The organism is Streptomyces xanthophaeus, assembly GCF_030440515.1.
In the GTDB taxonomy this organism is placed as follows: domain Bacteria; phylum Actinomycetota; class Actinomycetes; order Streptomycetales; family Streptomycetaceae; genus Streptomyces; species Streptomyces kutzneri.
Genome location: NZ_CP076543.1, coordinates 4,402,830 through 4,419,945, shown reverse-complemented (window position 1 = coordinate 4,419,945; position 17,116 = coordinate 4,402,830). Strand labels below are relative to the sequence as shown.

At 74.8% G+C, this 17,116-nt stretch carries 10 protein-coding genes; 6 read left to right on the top strand and 4 right to left on the bottom strand.

All coding sequences use genetic code 11. The features are described 5' to 3' along the window. Window positions 1–49 precede the first annotated feature (49 nt). Complete coding sequence (locus KO717_RS19520) at window positions 50–1,468, bottom strand: NAD(P)/FAD-dependent oxidoreductase (RefSeq protein ID WP_301369552.1); 1,419 nt, start codon at window positions 1,466–1,468, stop codon at window positions 50–52. Between the two features lie 338 nt (window positions 1,469–1,806). On the opposite strand from KO717_RS19520, the gene KO717_RS19515 reads away from it, so the two are divergent. Both KO717_RS19515 and KO717_RS19510 read left to right on the top strand, forming a co-directional pair. Further along, window positions 1,807–2,580: a TetR/AcrR family transcriptional regulator gene (locus tag KO717_RS19515; protein ID WP_301369551.1), complete on the top strand. Its 774-nt coding sequence runs from the start codon at window positions 1,807–1,809 to the stop codon at window positions 2,578–2,580. A gap of 174 nt (window positions 2,581–2,754) precedes the next feature. Then, window positions 2,755–4,770 (top strand): sigma-70 family RNA polymerase sigma factor, encoded by a 2,016-nt coding sequence (locus KO717_RS19510; protein ID WP_301369550.1) that lies wholly within the window; start codon window positions 2,755–2,757, stop codon window positions 4,768–4,770. Here the strand turns inward: KO717_RS19510 and KO717_RS19505 are convergent. Both KO717_RS19505 and KO717_RS19500 read right to left on the bottom strand, forming a co-directional pair. Further along, on the bottom strand, window positions 4,757–8,119 hold the full coding sequence (locus KO717_RS19505; RefSeq protein ID WP_301369549.1) for an AfsR/SARP family transcriptional regulator: 3,363 nt from the start codon (window positions 8,117–8,119) through the stop codon (window positions 4,757–4,759). The two genes, KO717_RS19510 and KO717_RS19505, sit on opposite strands and share 14 nt — an antisense overlap. A 49-nt stretch (window positions 8,120–8,168) precedes the next feature. Further along, window positions 8,169–8,675: a MarR family winged helix-turn-helix transcriptional regulator gene (locus KO717_RS19500; protein WP_301369548.1), complete on the bottom strand. Its 507-nt coding sequence runs from the start codon at window positions 8,673–8,675 to the stop codon at window positions 8,169–8,171. 140 nt (window positions 8,676–8,815) lie between these two features. Between KO717_RS19500 and KO717_RS19495 the strand changes: the two genes are divergently transcribed. Continuing rightward, the gene (locus tag KO717_RS19495) at window positions 8,816–10,069 is read left to right on the top strand and encodes an MFS transporter (protein ID WP_301369547.1); all 1,254 of its coding nucleotides are present in this window, start codon (window positions 8,816–8,818) and stop codon (window positions 10,067–10,069) included. A 78-nt stretch (window positions 10,070–10,147) separates the two neighbouring features. Here the strand turns inward: KO717_RS19495 and KO717_RS19490 are convergent, their stop codons facing one another. Continuing rightward, on the bottom strand, window positions 10,148–12,349 hold the full coding sequence (locus tag KO717_RS19490) for an asparagine synthase-related protein (RefSeq protein WP_301369546.1): 2,202 nt from the start codon (window positions 12,347–12,349) through the stop codon (window positions 10,148–10,150). 629 nt (window positions 12,350–12,978) lie between these two features. Between KO717_RS19490 and KO717_RS19485 the strand changes: the two genes are divergently transcribed. The 3 genes from KO717_RS19485 (at window position 12,979) to trmB (ending at window position 17,078) form a co-directional block, all read left to right on the top strand. Continuing rightward, window positions 12,979–14,814, top strand: coding sequence for a sporulation protein (locus tag KO717_RS19485; RefSeq protein ID WP_301369545.1), 1,836 nt, complete (start codon window positions 12,979–12,981; stop codon window positions 14,812–14,814). A gap of 44 nt (window positions 14,815–14,858) precedes the next feature. Beyond that, window positions 14,859–16,091 (top strand): L-2-hydroxyglutarate oxidase, encoded by a 1,233-nt coding sequence (lhgO, locus tag KO717_RS19480; protein WP_301369544.1) that lies wholly within the window; start codon window positions 14,859–14,861, stop codon window positions 16,089–16,091. A gap of 240 nt (window positions 16,092–16,331) precedes the next feature. After that, a complete protein-coding gene (trmB, locus tag KO717_RS19475; protein ID WP_301374616.1) occupies window positions 16,332–17,078 on the top strand; it encodes a tRNA (guanosine(46)-N7)-methyltransferase TrmB in 747 nt (248 codons plus the stop codon). Window positions 17,079–17,116: the final 38 nt, after the last annotated feature.

Sequence of the window (17,116 nt, the reverse complement as noted above, 5' to 3'; positions counted from 1 at the left end):
GAGCGCACCTATGGTCACACGTCCAGTGTGGCCGACCGCACTGACAACGTCAGCCCTGGCCGTTCTGCGGGGGGTTGGGGGCGGGGGGTGGTGGAGGGGGCTTGGGGCCGCCGCCTGCGGCCAGTTCGAATTCTGCCCTGGGGTGTTCGAGGGAACCCAGGGAGACGATCTCACGCTTGAAGAGGCCTGAGAGGGTCCATTCGGCAAGGACGCGCATTTTGCGGTTGAAGCTGGGAACGCGGCTGAGGTGGTAGGCGCGGTGCATGAACCAGGCCGGGTAGGCCTTGAGCTTCCGGCCGTAGATGTGGGCGACGCCGCGGTGCAGGCCGAGCGAGGCGACCGAGCCCGCGTACTTGTGGGCGTACTCGGTCAGGACCTCGCCGCGGAGGGCGGCGAGGAGGTTGTCGGCGAGGACCTTGGCCTGGCGGACGGCGTGCTGGGCGTTGGGGGCGCAGTCGCGGCCCTTCTCGCCGGCGGTGATGTCGGGGACGGCGGCGGCGTCGCCCGCGGCCCAGGCGTGCTCGACTCCTTCGACGGTGAGGAAGGAGGTGCAGGCCAGGCGGCCGTGTTCGTTCTTGGGGAGGTCGGAGGCGGCCAGGATGGGGTGCGGTTTGACGCCGGCGGTCCACACGACGGTGCGGGTGGGGAAGTGGGCGCCGTCGCTGAGGACGGCGACGCGGTTCTCGCAGGATTCGAGCCGGGTCTCCAGTCGTACGTCGATGTTGCGCCGGCGCAGTTCGCGGACCGTGTAGATGCCCATCTCGGGGCCGACCTCGGGGAGGATCCGGTCACTTGCTTCGACGAGCACCCATTTCATGTCCTCGGGCTTGATGTTGTGGTAGTACCGCGCCGCGTAGCGGGCCATGTCCTCCAGCTCGCCGAGGGCTTCGACGCCCGCGAAGCCGCCGCCGACGAAGACGAAGGTGAGGGCGGCGTCGCGGAGGGCGGGATCGCGGGTGGAGGAGGCGATGTCCATCTGTTCGATGACGTGGTTGCGCAGTCCGATGGCCTCTTCGACCGTTTTGAATCCGATGCCGTAGTCGGCGAGTCCCGGGACGGGCAGGGTGCGGGAGATGGAGCCCGGGGCGAGGACGAGTTCGTCGTACTCCATCTCGACGGGGCCGGTGCCCTCGTCGGCGGTGGCGAGGGTCTTGACGGTCACGGTCCGTTTGGCGTGGTCGATGCGCTTGGCCTCGCCGATGACGATGCGGCACTTGCCGAGGACGCGGCGCAGCGGGACCACGACGTGCCGGGGGGAGATCGCGCCCGCGGCCGCTTCGGGGAGGAAGGGCTGGTACGTCATGTAGGGCTCGGTGGTGACCACCGTGACCTCGGCTTCGCCGGCTCTCAGCTTTCGCTGGAGGCGGAGCGCCGTATACATGCCGACGTAGCCGCCGCCGACGATCAGGATGCGCGTACGGGGCGGGGTACCGGGGGCCGTGCCCCGTGAGTTAGCAGCCTTCACCATCCCATGACGCAACGTGGCCGGGAGTTTGTCCACAGCCCCGACAAATTGTGTGACCGGAGTGAGTGCTGGGGCGGGGTGCAAGAGGACGTCAGCTTGTGGCGAAAATCTGCAGGTCAGGATGCACGGAATGCAAGATTCCGGAGGCACGGATCGGAAAAGTGGGGGTGAATGCTCCGATCGGGCGGTGCTCCGTCCGGGGCTGCCTCTTCTGAATTGACTCTGGCTCAACTATGTTCGTATCTCGTCGAGGAGTAGGACCGGGCCCGAGACCGTGGCCCCCTCGGCGTGAAGGCGGGGAGTGTCTCCGGGGGGAGACAAATGATTACCGGGGGATACATATGAACATTTCCGATTTCCATGGTTCTGCGACCGCACTCTCGGTCGAGAGCAACGGACGCGGTATCGCGGGCGGCACCACGCACGGTGTGGGCCGGTCCACGCCGCTGCGCGTCGACGCCCAGCGCAACCTCGAGCACGTTCTGCGGGCGGCCCGTGAGGTCTTCGGCGAGCTGGGTTACGGGGCTCCGATGGAGGACGTGGCTCGCCGCGCCCGGGTCGGTGTCGGCACCGTGTACCGGCGTTTCCCGAGCAAGGACGTCCTCGTGCGGCGCATAGCCGAGGAGGAGACGGCGCGACTGACCGAGCAGGCCAAGGCCGCGCTGGGCCAGGAGGAGGAGCCGTGGCAGGCGCTGTCGCGCTTCCTGCGCACCTCCGTGGCCTCGGGCGCCGGGCGGCTGCTGCCGCCGCAGGTCCTGCGGGTCGGTTCGGCCGTCGAGGACGAGGCCGAGGAGGCGGAGGCCGCCCGGGTTCCGCACCAGCGGCAGGCCGTGCCGGCCGCCGGCGCTCCCGACCTGCGGGTCGTGGGCACGCGCGGTTCCGTCGAGAACGAGCCTTCGGACGACTCGGGGGCGGGTGCGCTGCTGGAGGTCGTCGGCAGGCTGGTGCACCGGGCGCGGGAGGCCGGTGAGCTCCGTGCCGATGTCACGGTGGCCGATGTACTGCTGGTGATAGCGACGGCGGCGCCCGCGCTGCCCGACCCGGCGCAGCAGGCGGCGGCCTCGACGCGGCTGCTCGACATCCTGCTCGAAGGGCTGCGCTCCCGGACGGTGTGACCTCGGCCGGCACCGGTGCGCGTGCAGGCGCCGGTGCCGGTGCGGGTCCCGTAGGGCGATTCGCCGGAATGTGCCCGGACGGGTGGATGGCGCGAAGAGAGGTTCGGTGCCCGTCCCCCGTGTGACACGCTTGCCCGGTGTACCGGTTGAGTGTGTCGTGCGGGAGCCTCCGCGATGAGCGTTGACGGTCGGGAAGAGCCACGCGGTGGCGGCGGCAGCGAGGTGGAGGCGGGCAGTCTGCCCGCCCGACAGGTGCCGGCTCAGCGCGACCCGGGTGGGCGGCACGCACGCCCCTCGGGCTCTTCCGGACCCGGAGGCACCGGCGGCGAGCTGCCGCCGTCCGACGGGGACCTGATCGCCCGGATGCGGGGCGGTGACGACGGTGCGTACGAGGAACTGTTCCGTCGGCACGCCGATTCCGTGCGCCGCTACGCCCGGTCCTGTTGCCGGGACGCGCACACCGCCGACGACCTGACCGCCGAGGTGTTCGCGCGGACCCTGCAGGCGGTACGGGGCGGGGCCGGGCCGGACCAGTCGGTGCGGGCCTATCTGCTGACCACCGTGCGCAGGGTCGCCGCAGCATGGGCGAAGACCGCCAAGCGCGAGCAACTGGTGGAGGACTTCGCCGCCTTCGCCGAGCAGGCCTCCACGGGTACGGAGGGCGGGACCGCTCTGTCCGGGCTGTCCGGGGACGACACGCTCGAACTGGGCGCGGACGTCCGGGCGATGCACGAGGCCGAGCGGTCGCTGGCCATGCAGGCCTTCCGCAGTCTGCCCGAGCGGTGGCAGGCCGTGCTGTGGCACACCACCGTCGAGGAGGCGTCGCCGAGTACGATCGCGCCGCTGTTCGGTCTGAGCGCCAACGCGACCGCCGTGCTGGCCAGTCGGGCGCGGGAAGGACTCAAGCAGGCCTATCTGCAGGCCCATGTGAGTTCGGCGCTGAGCGAGGGCGGCGACTGCGCGCGGTACGCGGACCGGCTGGGTGCCTACGCGCGGGGCGGGCTGCGGGTGCGGGCCGAGCGGGGGCTGCGCAAGCACCTGGAGGAGTGCGTGAAGTGCCGGCTGGCCGCCGGGGAGCTCCAGGATGTCAACGCGGGCATTCCGGCGCTGCTTCCGGTCGCGGTCATCGGGTGGTTCGCCGCCGGGTACGCGGGCAAGGCCGCCGGGTTGCTGGCCGGCGGAGCCGTCGCCGCGGGCGGGGCCGCGGCTGCCGCCGGTGGGGCGGCCGCGGGGGCCGGGACGGCCGGGGCCGCGGGTGGCACGGCCGGAGCCGGTGCCGGTGCCGATGGTGGGGTCGCCGGGGCTGGCGGCGGCGGGGCCGGGGGGTCCGTGGCCGCCGAAGGGCTCGGGCTGCCGGCCAAGGCCGCCATCGCGGCCGGGATCGCGGTGGCCGCGGCCGCCGGGGTGGTGTTCGCGCTGGCCGGGGACGACACCGAGCCGCCGGTCCGGGCCAGACCCGCGCCCGGTGTGGCGGCGCCTGCGATGCCTCCGGCGCCGTCGGTGCCTTCCGTGCCGGAGGCTCCCGCCTCCACCTCGGCCTCGGCCGAGCCGGATCCGCCCGCGCAGGAGCCGCCGGCGGCGCAGAGCTCCGTAGCTCCGCGGCCCGGACCGACGCCCTCGGCCGCGGCCTCCGCCGCTCCCGGGCCCGTGCCCTCCTCGTCCCCGTCGCCCTCGCCCAGCCGGGAGAAGGCCTCCCCCACGCCGTCCCCGGAGCGGCCCGCGCCGAAGCCGACACCGCCGCAGCCGAAGCCGCCGCAGGGGTTCCAGCTGGCCGGGCTCCCCCACTCGGTCCACGGGGACCACAGCGGCCCGGAGCTGCAGACCTGGCGCAGCGGCTGGGTGTGGCAGCGCCACGGCCTGGAGGTGGGCGGCCGGCGCTTCGCGCAGGGCATCACCGTGAACTCGCGTTCCTCGGTGGAGATCGCCCTCAACCGGCAGTGCACGAGCTTCTCGGCGCGGGCGGGGGTGGACGGCCTGTCGCTGTTCACGGACGGCTCGGTGCGGTTCTCGGTGTACGCCGACGGTGAGCGGGTGTGGCAATCCGCCGCCCTCGGGCACGAGGACCCGCCCGCGGCCGTGCAGGTCTCCCTCGCGGGGCGCAAGACGCTGCGGCTGGTGGTGGAGAAGGCCGGGCCGGGCAGCCTGCCGACGCTGGCGAGCTGGGCCGACTCCGTGCTCAGCTGCCGCTGAACGCCGCGGTCAGCGTCGCGGCCAGGGCGGCCGGGGTGAGGGCCGCGCCGGCCTCCTCCTCGCGGCGGTAGGGGTCCGGGCCGAGCAGGGTGCGGGTCCGCTCCGGGAGGCCGTCCACGGCTTCGCTCTCCGGAACCGAGCGCGGATGGCCCGCACGCCAGGCGGTGGCCGCCGCGAGGGCCCGTACGGCCTCGGCCGGCCGGTCGGCGTCGTCCAGGAGCAGGGCCGCCGCCTCGGCCATGCCGGCCAGGACGCGCTCGGCGCACCGGGCGTCGACGGCGGCGGCGAGGGCGGGCCCGATCCTGGCCAGAGCGGCCACGGGGCCCTGTTCGCGGCCGGTGAGGACGGCGTCGACGGTGGCCAGCCCGGCGGTGAGCTGCGCGGGCACGGTGAAGCGTTCGGCGTCGGCGCGGGCCCGGTCGCACTCCTCGCGCGCCCGGACGTCGTCGCCTCGCTGGAGGGCGACGAGGGCGGAGAGGAGCCGGCCGAAGGTGCTGACGTCGTACACCCCGCCGTACCGGTCGGACTCCTTGTCGGCCTCCGCCAGCAGCTGCTCGGCGTCGTCGAGGTCCCCCGCGCAGTAGGCGGTCTCGGCGATCCGGGCGATGGCGAAGGGCGCCTCGACGCTGGCCCCGACCTCGCGGGCGAGGCGCAGGCACTCCTCGTACTCGACGCGGGCGTCGGCGTACCGGCCGCGCGAGAGGGCGACCTCCCCGGCGGCGCTCGCCACCTGGGCACGGGTCCAGCGGTCGCCGACGCGCTGGGCGAGCTCGTGCAGCTCGGCCAGGTCGGCGTCGACGTCGGCGAGGCCTCCGGTGACGTCGATGGCGACGTGGGCGCGGAGCATGAGGACGATGCCGAGTTCCCATTCCCCGGCGTGGACGCGGCAGTTCGCGACGGACCGGTCGAGGTCGGCGTGGAAGTCGAGGGAGCTTCCGGTGAGGAAGGTCGTCGCGGGCCAGAGCATCCCGGGGAAGCGGGTGGTCTCCGGGGAGCCCTGCCGGAAGGTTTCCTTGATGCGGGTGGCGAGGTCCCGGTAGTCGGAGGTGCGGAACTTCTCGGCCGAGTTGCTCTCCGCGAGCAGGAACATGTCGAGGACGAGCAGGCGCATGAAGCGCCAGTACGCGGGGGTGCCCTCGGGGGGCACCTCGGGGGTGAGCGCGAGGGTCCGGGTGGTCCACTCGGCTCCCTCGGTGCGGTAGTTGCGCAGCCACCAGAACCAGCCGAGGGCGAAGACGAGGCGCTCGCCGGCCTCGGTGTCGGCGTTCTCGACGACGGTGCTGTGGAGGGCGGCCCGGAGGTTGTCGAGCTCGGTCTCGACGCGCCGGATCCAGGGGAGCTGGGCGGCGGAGCGGATCAGGGGTTCGGCCTCCTCGGCGAAGGCGAGGTAGTGGGCGGCGTGGCGGCGGGCGGTGGCCCGGGCGTCGGCGGGGTGGGCGGCGGCGCGCTCGGCGGCGTACTCGTGGATGGTTTCGAGCATGCGGTAGCGCATGCCGTGGCCGCTGTGGCCGTCGTGACCGGTGTGGCCCAGGTCGGGTTCGGCCAGGACCAGGGACTTGTCGACGAGGGAGCCGAGGACGTCGGCGGGGTCGTACGGGGCCACGTCCGCGGGGTCGGCGCAGACGGCCTCGGCGGCGGCGAGGTCGCAGCCGCCGGCGAAGGCGGACAGCCGGCGCAGGACGGTCCGCTCGGCTTCGTCGAGCAGGTCCCAGGACCAGTCGACCACGGCGCGCAGGGTCTGCTGACGGGGCAGGACGGTACGGGCGCCGCTGGTCAGCAGCCGGAAGCGGTCGTCGAGGCGGTCGGCGATCTGGCGCGGGGTGAGCAGCCGCAGCCGGGCGGCGGCCAGCTCGATGGCGAGCGGCAGACCGTCGAGGCGGGCGCAGATCTCGGCCACGGCGTCCGGGTCGTCGGTGGGACGGAAGCCGGGGCGGGCCGAGGCACCACGGTCGGCGAAGAGCTGGTGGGCGGGGTCGGGCGGCAGGGGCTCGACGGGGCGGACCGTTTCCCCGGGGACACCGAGGGGTTCGCGGCTGGTGGCCAGGATCCGTACACCGGGGCAGTGCGTGAGGAGCCGCTCGGCGAGCTCGGCGGCAGCGCCGATGACGTGCTCGCAGTTGTCGAGGACGAGCAGCAGGGTGCGGTGGGCGCAGTGTTCCACGAGGCGGGTGGTGGGGTCGGTGGCGGCCGGGGTCGGGGTCTCGCGGGTGACGAGGGAGCTCTCGCGCAGGCCGAGGGCGCTGAGGACGGCGCCGGGAACGGCTGCGGGCCGGTCCAGGCGGGCGAGTTCGACGATCCAGCCGGCTTCGGGGTGGGCTGCGGCGGCGTGCTCGGCGAGGCGGGTCTTGCCCGAACCGCCGGGGCCGGTGAGGGTGATGAGGCGCAGGCGGGTCAGATCGCCGCGGAGGGCGGCCAGTTCGGGTTCGCGGCCGACGAAGGAGGTCAGGCGGGGGCGGAGGTTCCCGCGCGGGGCCTCGGGGGTCCCGGGGGTCTCGGGCGCATCGGCGGGCGCGGGCGCATCGGGAGTCCCGGTGCCGTCGGGAGTCCCGGGGGCGTCGGCGGGTTCGGGCCGGGGCTGCGCGGGCAGTGCCTGCTGGGGCTGCGGGGGGAGAGCCTGCGGCCGGAGGAGTTCCGCGTGCAGGGCGGCGAGTTCGGGACCCGGGTCGGTGCCGAGGCCGTCGGCGAGCGCGCGGCGCGTGCGCTCGTAGGCGGCGAGGGCCTCGGCGGGGCGGCCGGCGGCGCGCAGGGCACGGAGCTGCTGCGCGCGGAGCGTTTCGTCGTACGGGGACTCCTGGACCAGCGTCTCGATCTCCGGCAGGAGTGCGGCCGGGGCGGTGGCGCCGCTGCGCAGGTCAGCTTCGATGCGGTGGCGGAGGGCGCCGGTGCGGCGGGCCTCGGCGACGGCCGCATGGGCGGCGCGGGCGGGCTCGGGCAGGTCGGCGAGGGCGGGTCCGCGCCAGAGGGCGAGGGCGGTGCGCAGGGTGCGGGAGGCGGCTGCCGGATCGGTGGCCAGTTCCTGGCCGCCCTGGACCGCCAGCCGGTCGAAACGGTGCAGGTCGATGTCGTCGCGGGCGGCGGCCAGGAGGTAGCCGCCGGTGGGGGCGGAGTGGACGGCGTCGCGGCCGCCGAGGGCGCGGCGGAGCCGGGCGACGAGGGCCTGGAGGGCGGCGGGGGCGTCCTGGGGCGGGTCGTCGCCCCAGACGTCGTCGACGAGTTCGGCGACGGAGGCCGGGCGGCCGGCCCGCAGGGCGAGGGCGGCGAGGAGCGCGCGCAACCGGGCTCCGCCCACGGGGAGATGGGCGCCGCTGTCGTCGCGTGCTTCGGTGACACCCAGGATGAGATACCGCACCGGGCAATTCTGCCTGGCCCGTCGGGGCGGCGGTGCCCGGCCGGACGCCTCAGGTGATCGAGGTGTCCCCGTTGTCCTCCAGGAGCGTGCGCAGGGCCTCGGCGAGCGTGGCGCAGGTGGCGGGGTCCAGCGGGGCGAGCAGCTCCGCGTAGCGGCGCAGGTGCTCGGCGATCATCGACTGCGTCAGCGCGAGGCTCTGTTCGGTCAGCCGGATCCGCACGGTGCGGCGGTCCTGACCGTCCCTCACCCGCTCGACCAGGCCCTTGGCCTCCATGCGGTCGATGCGGTTGGTGATCGCTCCGGAGGTGACCATGGCGGCCGGGATGAGGGCGCCGGCGGTCAGCGCGTAGGGGGGACCGGAGCGGCAGAGGGTGAAGAGGATGTCGAGCTCGCCCACCTCCAGGTCGTGTTCGGCCGCGAAGGCCTTCTGCTGCTTGTCGATGACGCGGGTCATCCGCTGAATGCGGGCCACCACTTCCACCGGCCACACACCGGCGGCCAGATCCGGGCGCTCCGCCACCCACTGGCCGACGATCGCGTCCACTGCGTCGCTCATGCGCTGTTGCTCCCTCGCTCGTGTCCCTCGCACCGCCCTCAGGATATCTCAACGTTGAGACACTTGACGTTGAGAGGACCGGATGATTTTATCTCAACGTTGAGATTCTCAGCCTTGAGATGGATTGGAGGGCGCCACCCATGACCACCACCGCCGCCACCACGGCCACGGCGACCACGGCCACCGCCACCGCCACCCGCACCGCGCCCCGGGTCGGCCCCGTTCCCGCCTTGTGGCTGGCGCTGATGGCCACCCCCATGGCCGCCGGGGCCAACGCCCCCGTGCTGATCCTTCCGGACATGGCCCGCTCCCTCGGGGTGAGCGCCTCGACCGCCGGCTGGCTCGTCGCCTCCTACGCCTGGGCCATGGCCGTCGCCACCCCGCTCCTGGCCGGACTGCTGCGCCGCCGGGGCCTGCGGCCGGCGCTCCGCCTGGCCGGCGCCCTCCTCGTCTTCGGCACCCTCCTCGTCGCCGCGTCCCCCTGGCTGCCGCTCACCCTCGCCGGACGGGCCACGCAGGCCGCCGGCGGCGCCGGCCTGGCGGCGGTCGCCATGAGCCTGGCCGGCTCGGCCCGCCGGATGGGCGTGATCAGCGCAGGCTTCGGCATCCTCGGCGCGGCCGGCCCGCTCCTCGGCGCACAGCTCTCACAGGCCGTCTCGTGGCGGCTCTCGCTCTCCATCTCCGTGATCGCGATCCTGGCGGTACCCGTGGTGAGCCGGTACGCAACGGCCCCGGCCGTCCCGGCGGCCCGGCCTCAGGACAGGTTCGACGCCCGCGGCGCGGCACTGCTGACGGCACTCGCCACCGCCCTGGTCCTGCTGCCCCACGCGCCGGCCGCCGCCCTCGGCTCCTCGGCACTCGCCGCCACCCTGCTCGCGCTCCACGTCCGCCGACGCCCCGACGGATTCGTCCCGGCCGCGCTGATCCGGCGGCCCCTCTTCCTCGGCTCCGCGCTGCTCGCCCTCGTGCTCTCGGGCTCGTACTTCACCCTGCTGTTCTCCGTACCCCGGCTGCTCGCCGACCGGGCGGGCTGGGACGCCGCCACCGCGGGCACCGGTCAGCTCGTGGCGCTGCTCACCGGGTCCGCTCTCTCCTGGCTGCTGGCCGCGGCCTCGGCGCGGATGAGCCGGACGGCCGTCCGCGCGGTGCTCGTCGGGGTCGGGGCGTCGGCCGCGGCGATCGCCGTGTTCGCGAGCTGGGGTCCGCTGCTGCTGGTCGCCACCCTGGGCGGGACATTCGCGGCGACCGGGTGCAACGCCGTGCTGTCCATGCACGCCGCATCCAGCGTCCCCGATCCCCAGCGCCCCACGGCCATCGGCCTGTTCGCCCTCTGCTACCAGCTGGGCGGGGCCTTCGGCCCGGCGATCGCGACCGCTCTCGTGCTCACCGCCTGATCCGCGCCCGCAGAGCCGGGGCCGCAGAGCCGGTGCCCCCGGGCCGGCGCCGTCGGCGCCCTCCGGAGAACAGGACCGTCAGGACAGCGCCGGGCGGTGCACGGGGACCCCCTCGGGCACCGCCCGGCGCCGCGCCGTGGAGGTACCCGTCCAGCAGGTGCCGCGCCGGGCCAGCAGCCGGCCGAGCCACAGCTCCATCGAGACCAGTTCCGCCAGCCCGTCCAGCGGGACCGGGCGCCCGTCCGCCGCGTCGAGCAGGGCCTGGCGCACGACCCGGGCCTCGATCAGCCCGGCGTCGGCGAGCAACGGCGACGCGAACAGGTCCAGCAGGCCGCTCAGCGCGGCGCGCAGCCCCAGCCGGGTCGCCGTCTCGTTCGGCACGCGGTCCGTGGCACCCCAGCCCGGCGGGAACTCGCGCACCCCCGCCGAGGACAGCACGCTCCGCAGGATCGCGGCCCGGGCCCCGGGCTGGACCCGCAGGGACTCGGGCAGGGCGCGGGCGGCCCGTACGACCTGGTTGTCCAGGAAGGGGGCGTGCAGCCGCTGGCTGCGGACCTCCACGGCCTGCTCGAAGACCCGGTGGTCGGCGGCGTGGCGGGCGAGCAGCGAGCGGGCGCGGGCCCTCCCCGGCCGCAGCGACAGCGGCGGGCGGCCCGCCGCGACGGTCAGGCGGATCGATACTTCCGCCAGTGCTTCCCCCGTGAGCCAGCCCGCGGCCGGTCCCGGGCGGGACCAGGTCAGGGCGGCGAGGGAAGCGTCCACCGGACCGGAGGATCTCTCGGTGACCCCGCCCTCGCGGAGCCGGGCCGCGGCGGCCTCCATGCCCGCGCGGTACGTCGTACGGGCAAGTCTTCGGGCCGCCGAGTACACGGTGAGCGGGACCAGCAGGGACTCCCCGGCGGCTCCGGAGGCGGAGGCCGACCGGGCCAGCGCCGCCACCGGGCGCAGCAGGTGCCGCCGCCGGCGGTCCATCAGGAGGTCGGCCATGCGGGCCGGGTGGGCGTCCAGGACCTGGCGGGCGCCGTGGCCGGTGAAGTGGTCGGCCGACCCGGCGGCCAGCCGGCGCCGCTCGCGGGCGGCGAAGACCAGCGAGGGGCCCGGTTCGTCGGTGAGCGGGCCGTCGAGTTCGGCGTACGGGAGCGCTTCCTCGGCGGCGGCCACCACGACGTGGTGCAGGCGCGGGTCGGCCGCGATGGCTCTGGCCCGTTCCAGTTCGGCCTCGCGCCCCTGCGGGGTGGCCAGGTCGTTGAAGGTGACGGCCAGCAGCCGCGCCCCGGCGGGGCTCAGCAGGGTGCCCGGCGCCCCCGGCAGACCGGCCGCCAGCAGCGCCAGCGTCGCGGAGGCGCTGCCGCCGGAGAGGTCGGCGCCCACCCCGGGGGCAGGGGCGCCGCGGGCGGCGCGCCGGTCGGCGGGGCCCATTCCGGGCACGGGGCCGGGATCGTACGGTGGCAGCGTGTCGGGAGCATGCCGCGGAGCCGTGAGCCGGGCGCGCACGGCGTCCACCAACGCTTCCCGTACGCCCTCCACCGCGCGCTCGGCATCGGCCTCGGGGGCGGCCACGGCGAGCGAGGCGACCTGCTCGTAGCCGGTGATCTCGCGGGAGCCCTCGCGCAGGATGAGCGCGTGCCCGGGCGGGATGCGCCGGACCCCGGCGTACGGTGTGCCGTCGCCCAGCGCCTCGGGACTGTCCGGGCAGGCCAGCAGGGCGGCGAGATGGCCGATGTCGAGCTGGGCCTCGATCAGGTCGGCGAGCGGGAGGGCGGCGGTGGCGTACGCCGTGCCGCTCGCCCAGGGGGTGTAGAAGACGGGCCGGGCGCCCGCGAGGTCGCCGACGACGGTGATGCGGCGGCCGGCCTGGACGACGGCGGTGTAGCTGCCGGACCACTGGGTGAGGTGGCGCAGCGCGCCGCCGCGGGCGGCGTAGAGGGCGCGGCGCAGTTCGGCGTCGGTCGCGCCGCAGCAGCCGAGGACGGCGAGCCTGGTGAAGGGGTCGGCGGGGTCGGCGGTGAGCGTGCGGATCTCGTCGGGGCGCCAGTCGCCGACGGCCCAGAGGGGGTCGGGGTCTCCCCAGAGCAGCTGTGCGCCGACGGGGTGGACGGTGCGTTCCGCGTCCGCGCCCGGGTCGTCCGGATGGGCGGCGTCCGCGAGGCCGCCGCGCAGGGGCGCACCGCCGTCGCCGTATCCGCCCTGGCCGGAGGCATGACCGGAGCCCTGGCCGGAGACCCTTCCGGCCGTGCCGAAGCTCGCGGCGATACTGCTCCAACCCACCAACCAGCGCACCGCCGCCTCCCCAGCCCGTGGGCACATGACCGGGGCACAGGCAGCACGGACAGCGCTGAGGGCGCGGCCGCGGGACCCCGGGTGGCTCGGGGTCCATGCTGCCACGGGACAGGCGTGCGAGAGTGGTTAAAGGGGGCGCACACGCAAACGAACACGCCCCGGCAACTCGGTATTTGGCGTTCCGTTCCCACCGCCCCATAGGTCGCTTTCAGCCATTCTTCGGCCGCCTGAAGGGCCGTCACGGGCGGTCGGCGCCCGGCGCGGGGGCGCGGTCCGGGGGGCGCGTTCCACCCCCCGGACCGTTCCGCCACCCGCGGGGATTGAGGCAGCGGCATCCCCCGACCCGCCCGGTCAGGCGGCGGGCCGACCCACGCACCGCACATCGAATCGCCGGGTCCGGGGACCGGCCAGAGCGCACGGGCGGGCGCACGGCCACACGGGCGGAGCACGCGATGACACGTGCGCCCCGGCACCGGGCCCGGGGCGGACTGTGCAAACGGACAACAATCCCGCCATACGGAAGTAAGGGCCTTAACGCTTGGGAGGCGGGGAACTACGCTGGGTTTACGAAATGCCGGGCGCCTATGCCCCGGCGGCGTCTGCGTTCCGCGTGTGACGAGGGGTGGCGCATGTCCAGGGAGCTCCGCGAGCCCAATGAGAAGCTCGGCGCCGTCCTCGCCCTCGCGGGCATCAGCAACGCCGGGCTGGCCCGGCGGGTCAACGACCTCGGCGCGCAGCGCGGCCTGACGCTTCGGTACGACAAGACGTCGGTGGCCCGGTGGGTGTCGAAGGGGATGGTGCCCCAGGGCGCCGCCCCCCATCTGATCGCCGCCGCCATCGGCGCGAAGCTGGGGCGGCCGGTGCCGCTGCACGAGATCGGGCTGGCGGACGCCGATCCCGCGCCCGAGGTCGGGCTGGCCTTCCCGCGCGACGTGGGCGCGGCGGTGCGATCGGCCACGGACCTGTACCGGCTCGACCTCGCCGGGCGGCGCGGCGGTGGCGGGATCTGGCAGTCGCTCGCGGGCTCGTTCTCCGTGGCGGCGTACGCGACGCCCGCCTCGCGCTGGCTGATATCTCCCGCCGACAGCTCGGTGGCCCGGGAGCCGGCAGGCAGCCGGGCTCCGCACCTCACGGCCGGCGCCCCGGCGGCCGGCGCCCCGACCATCGACGGCGTGACCTCCGGCAGCGCGGCGACGGACCACGCGGCACCCGGCAGCGCGGCACCTGACAACGCGGCGCTCGGCATCGCGACGACCGGCATCGCGTCGACCGGCGACCCGGCGGCCGCTACCTCCGCGGCGCGCGACCCCGCGGCGCGGCACTCCATGGTCCAGAGCCCCGTATCAGCGACCCCCTCGGCTCACGACGCGCCGGCGCGCGAGGCGACGGCGGCATCAGGTCCCCGGTCCTCCCCGGACGGCCGCACCACCGGCCCGATGACAGGTCTGGCAGGACCGATGGCAGGTTCGGCGACAGGCTCGGCGACAGGCCCGCCGTCCACCGTTGTGCCCGCCCAGCCCGGCGCCGAAACGCCGCGCGACCTCGGCCAGCGCGTGGGCCACAGCGATGTGTCCAAGCTGCGCGAGGCCGCCGAGGACGCGCGCCGCTGGGACTCCAAGTACGGCGGCGGGGACTGGCGTTCGTCGATGGTGCCCGAGTGCCTGCGGGTGGACGCGGCACCGCTGCTGCTCGGCTCGTACACCGACGAGGTGGGCCGCGCGCTGTTCGGCGCGACCGCCGAACTGACCAGGCTGGCCGGGTGGATGGCCTTCGACACCGGGCAGCAGGAAGCGGCCCAGCGCTACTACATCCAGGCCCTGCGGCTCGCCCGCGCGGCCGCGGACGTACCGCTCGGCGGCTACGTGCTGGCCTCGATGTCCCTGCAGGCGACCTACCGGGACTTCCCCGACGAGGGCGTGGACCTCGCGCAGGCCGCCGTCGAACGCAACCGCGGCCTGGCCACCGCCCGCACCATGAGCTTCTTCCGGCTGGTCGAGGCTCGGGCGCACGCGAAGGCCGGCGATTCGACGGCCGCCGGGGCGGCGCTGCGGGCGGCCGAGGGCTGGCTGGAGCGGTCCCGGGAGGGCGATCCGGATCCGACCTGGCTGGGTTTCTACTCGTACGACCGTTTCGCGGCAGATGCTGCAGAATGCTACCGGGATCTGAAATTGCCCCGGCAGGTAAGGCGGTTCACCGAGCAGGCCCTGTCGCGCCCCACCGAGGAGTACGTACGGTCGCACGGGCTGCGGCTGGTGGTGAGCGCGGTCGCCGAGCTGGAGTCGGGCAATCTCGACGCGGCGTGCGCGGCGGGCACCCGGGCGGTGGAGGTGGCGGGCAGGATCTCCTCGGCACGGACGACCGAATACGTACGGGACCTGCTGCACCGCCTGGAACCGTACGGGGACGAGCCGCGTGTGGCAGAGCTGCGGGAGCGGGCCCGGCCGCTGTTGGTGGCGCCGGCGTAGGTCCCGTCTTCCGGGGGCCGCGTGGCCGGGTTGTCGGTGCCGGGGTGCAGTATGCAGGGGTGGGAGGTGTCAGCGTGGGTGGCGGCGTGGACTGCGATGTGCTGGTGATCGGCGGCGGAATCGTCGGCCTGTCGACGGCGCATGCATTGTCGCGCCTGGCTCCGGGGACCAGGGTCGTGGTCCTGGAGAAGGAGTCGGGCCCGGCCCGGCACCAGACGGGCCGCAACAGCGGGGTGATCCACAGCGGGATCTACTACCGCCCGGGTTCCCTGAAGGCGCGCTTCGCGGTGAGCGGGGCCGCCGAGATGGTCAAGTTCTGCGCGGAGCACGGGATCGCGCACGAGGTGACGGGCAAGCTCATCGTCGCCACGGAGCGGGAGGAGCTGCCGCGGCTGCACGCCCTGGTCCAGCGCGGCCGGGAGAACGGCATTCCGGTGCGCGAGCTGGGCCCCGCGCAGATCACGGAGTACGAGCCGGAGGTGCGCGGGCTGGCGGCGATCCACGTCGGCAGCACCGGGATCGTCGACTACGGCCAGGTGAGCGCCCAGCTCGCGGAGTCCTCCGGCGCGGAGATCGTCTACGGCGGCGCCGTGGACCTGATCTCCCGGCGCCCCTCGGCCGTGGCGGTCCGCACGACGTCCGGCCTGGTGGTCAGGGCGCGGGTGCTGGTGAACTGCGCCGGCCTGCAGTGCGACCGGATCGCCCGCCTCGCCGGGGACGACCCGGGCATGCGGATCATCCCCTTCCGCGGCGAGTACTACGACCTGGAACGGCCGGACCTGGTCCGGGGCCTGGTGTACCCGGTGCCCGACCCGGCGTTCCCCTTCCTCGGGGTGCACCTGACGCGGGGCATCGGCGGTGGCGTCCACGTCGGCCCCAACGCCGTGCCCGCGCTGGCCCGTGAGGGCTACGCCTGGTCGACGGTGCGGCCCCGGGACATCGCGGACGAGCTCGCCTGGCCGGGATCCTGGCGGATGGCCGCACGCCACTGGCGGTACGGGACGGGCGAGATCCACCGCTCGCTGTCGAAGCAGGCCTTCACCCGGGCGGTACGGCGCCTGCTGCCGGCCGTCACCGCCGCCGACCTGCGGCCCGCCGCGGCCGGGGTCCGTGCCCAGGCCGTGCTGCGCGACGGCACCCTGGTGGACGACTTCCTGATCCGCGACGCCCCGCGCACGGTCCACGTCCTCAACGCCCCCTCGCCCGCGGCCACCGCTTCGCTCCCGATCGGCCGCGAGATCGCCTCCCGGGCCCTGCGGACCCTCGGCTCGGCCTGAGCGGACCCGAAGCCCGGGCCGACGGCCGCGAACGTCCCGCTGCACGGAGCCTTCTCCCCGCCCCGCCCTTTCACCATCCCCCGGTCCCCGTCCGGGGGGGGACCCCCGGACGGGGACCGGCCGGTTCCCCAGGACGGGCGGCCGCGCCGACCCCCGTCGTAGAATCACGGCATTGTGTCTGAGTCCCTGAATCCCCAGTCGCCCCGCCTTCCGGACGCCGCGCCGGAGACGAACTCGTACGTGCCGCCCAAGTGGCGCACCGAGCCCCGCTTCCCCGACGGGCCCGCGCCGGACCCGGCCGGCTCGCACCACGAGCGGCGGATCCGGAGCTTCCAGCCCCGGCGCAGCCGGGTCACCACCGGCCAGGGTGAGGCCCTGAAGCGCCTGTGGGGCACCTGGGGCCTGGACATCGACGGCCACCGGCTCCTCGACCTCGACGAACTCTTCGGCGGTCTCCCGGTCGTCCTGGAGATCGGCTTCGGCATGGGCGAGGCCACGGCCCAGATGGCCGCCGACGACCCCGGCACCGGGATCCTCGCCGCCGACGTGCACACCCCCGGGCAGGGCAACCTGCTCGCCCTCGCCGAGCGCGGCGCAATGACCAACGTCCGGGTGGCCAACGGCGACGCCATCATCCTGCTCCGCGAGATGCTGCCGCCCGACTCGCTGGCCGGTATCCGCGTGTACTTCCCGGACCCGTGGCCCAAGGCCCGTCACCACAAGCGCCGGCTGATCCAGCCCGACTTCCTCACGCTGGCCGCCACCCGCCTCGCGCCCGGGGCCGTACTGCACTGCGCGACCGACTGGGAGCCGTACGCCGAGCAGATGCTCGAAGTCCTCACCGCGCACCCGGACTTCGAGAACACGCAGCCGGACGGCGGCTTCTCCCCGCGGCCCGCCTTCCGGCCGCTGACCCGCTTCGAAGGCCAGGGCCTCGACAAGGGCCACCTCGTACACGACTTGCTCTTCCGTCGCACGGAGAACTGACAAGGTCACCGCGCGTGTCAGACCGGCTCGCTAGGGTC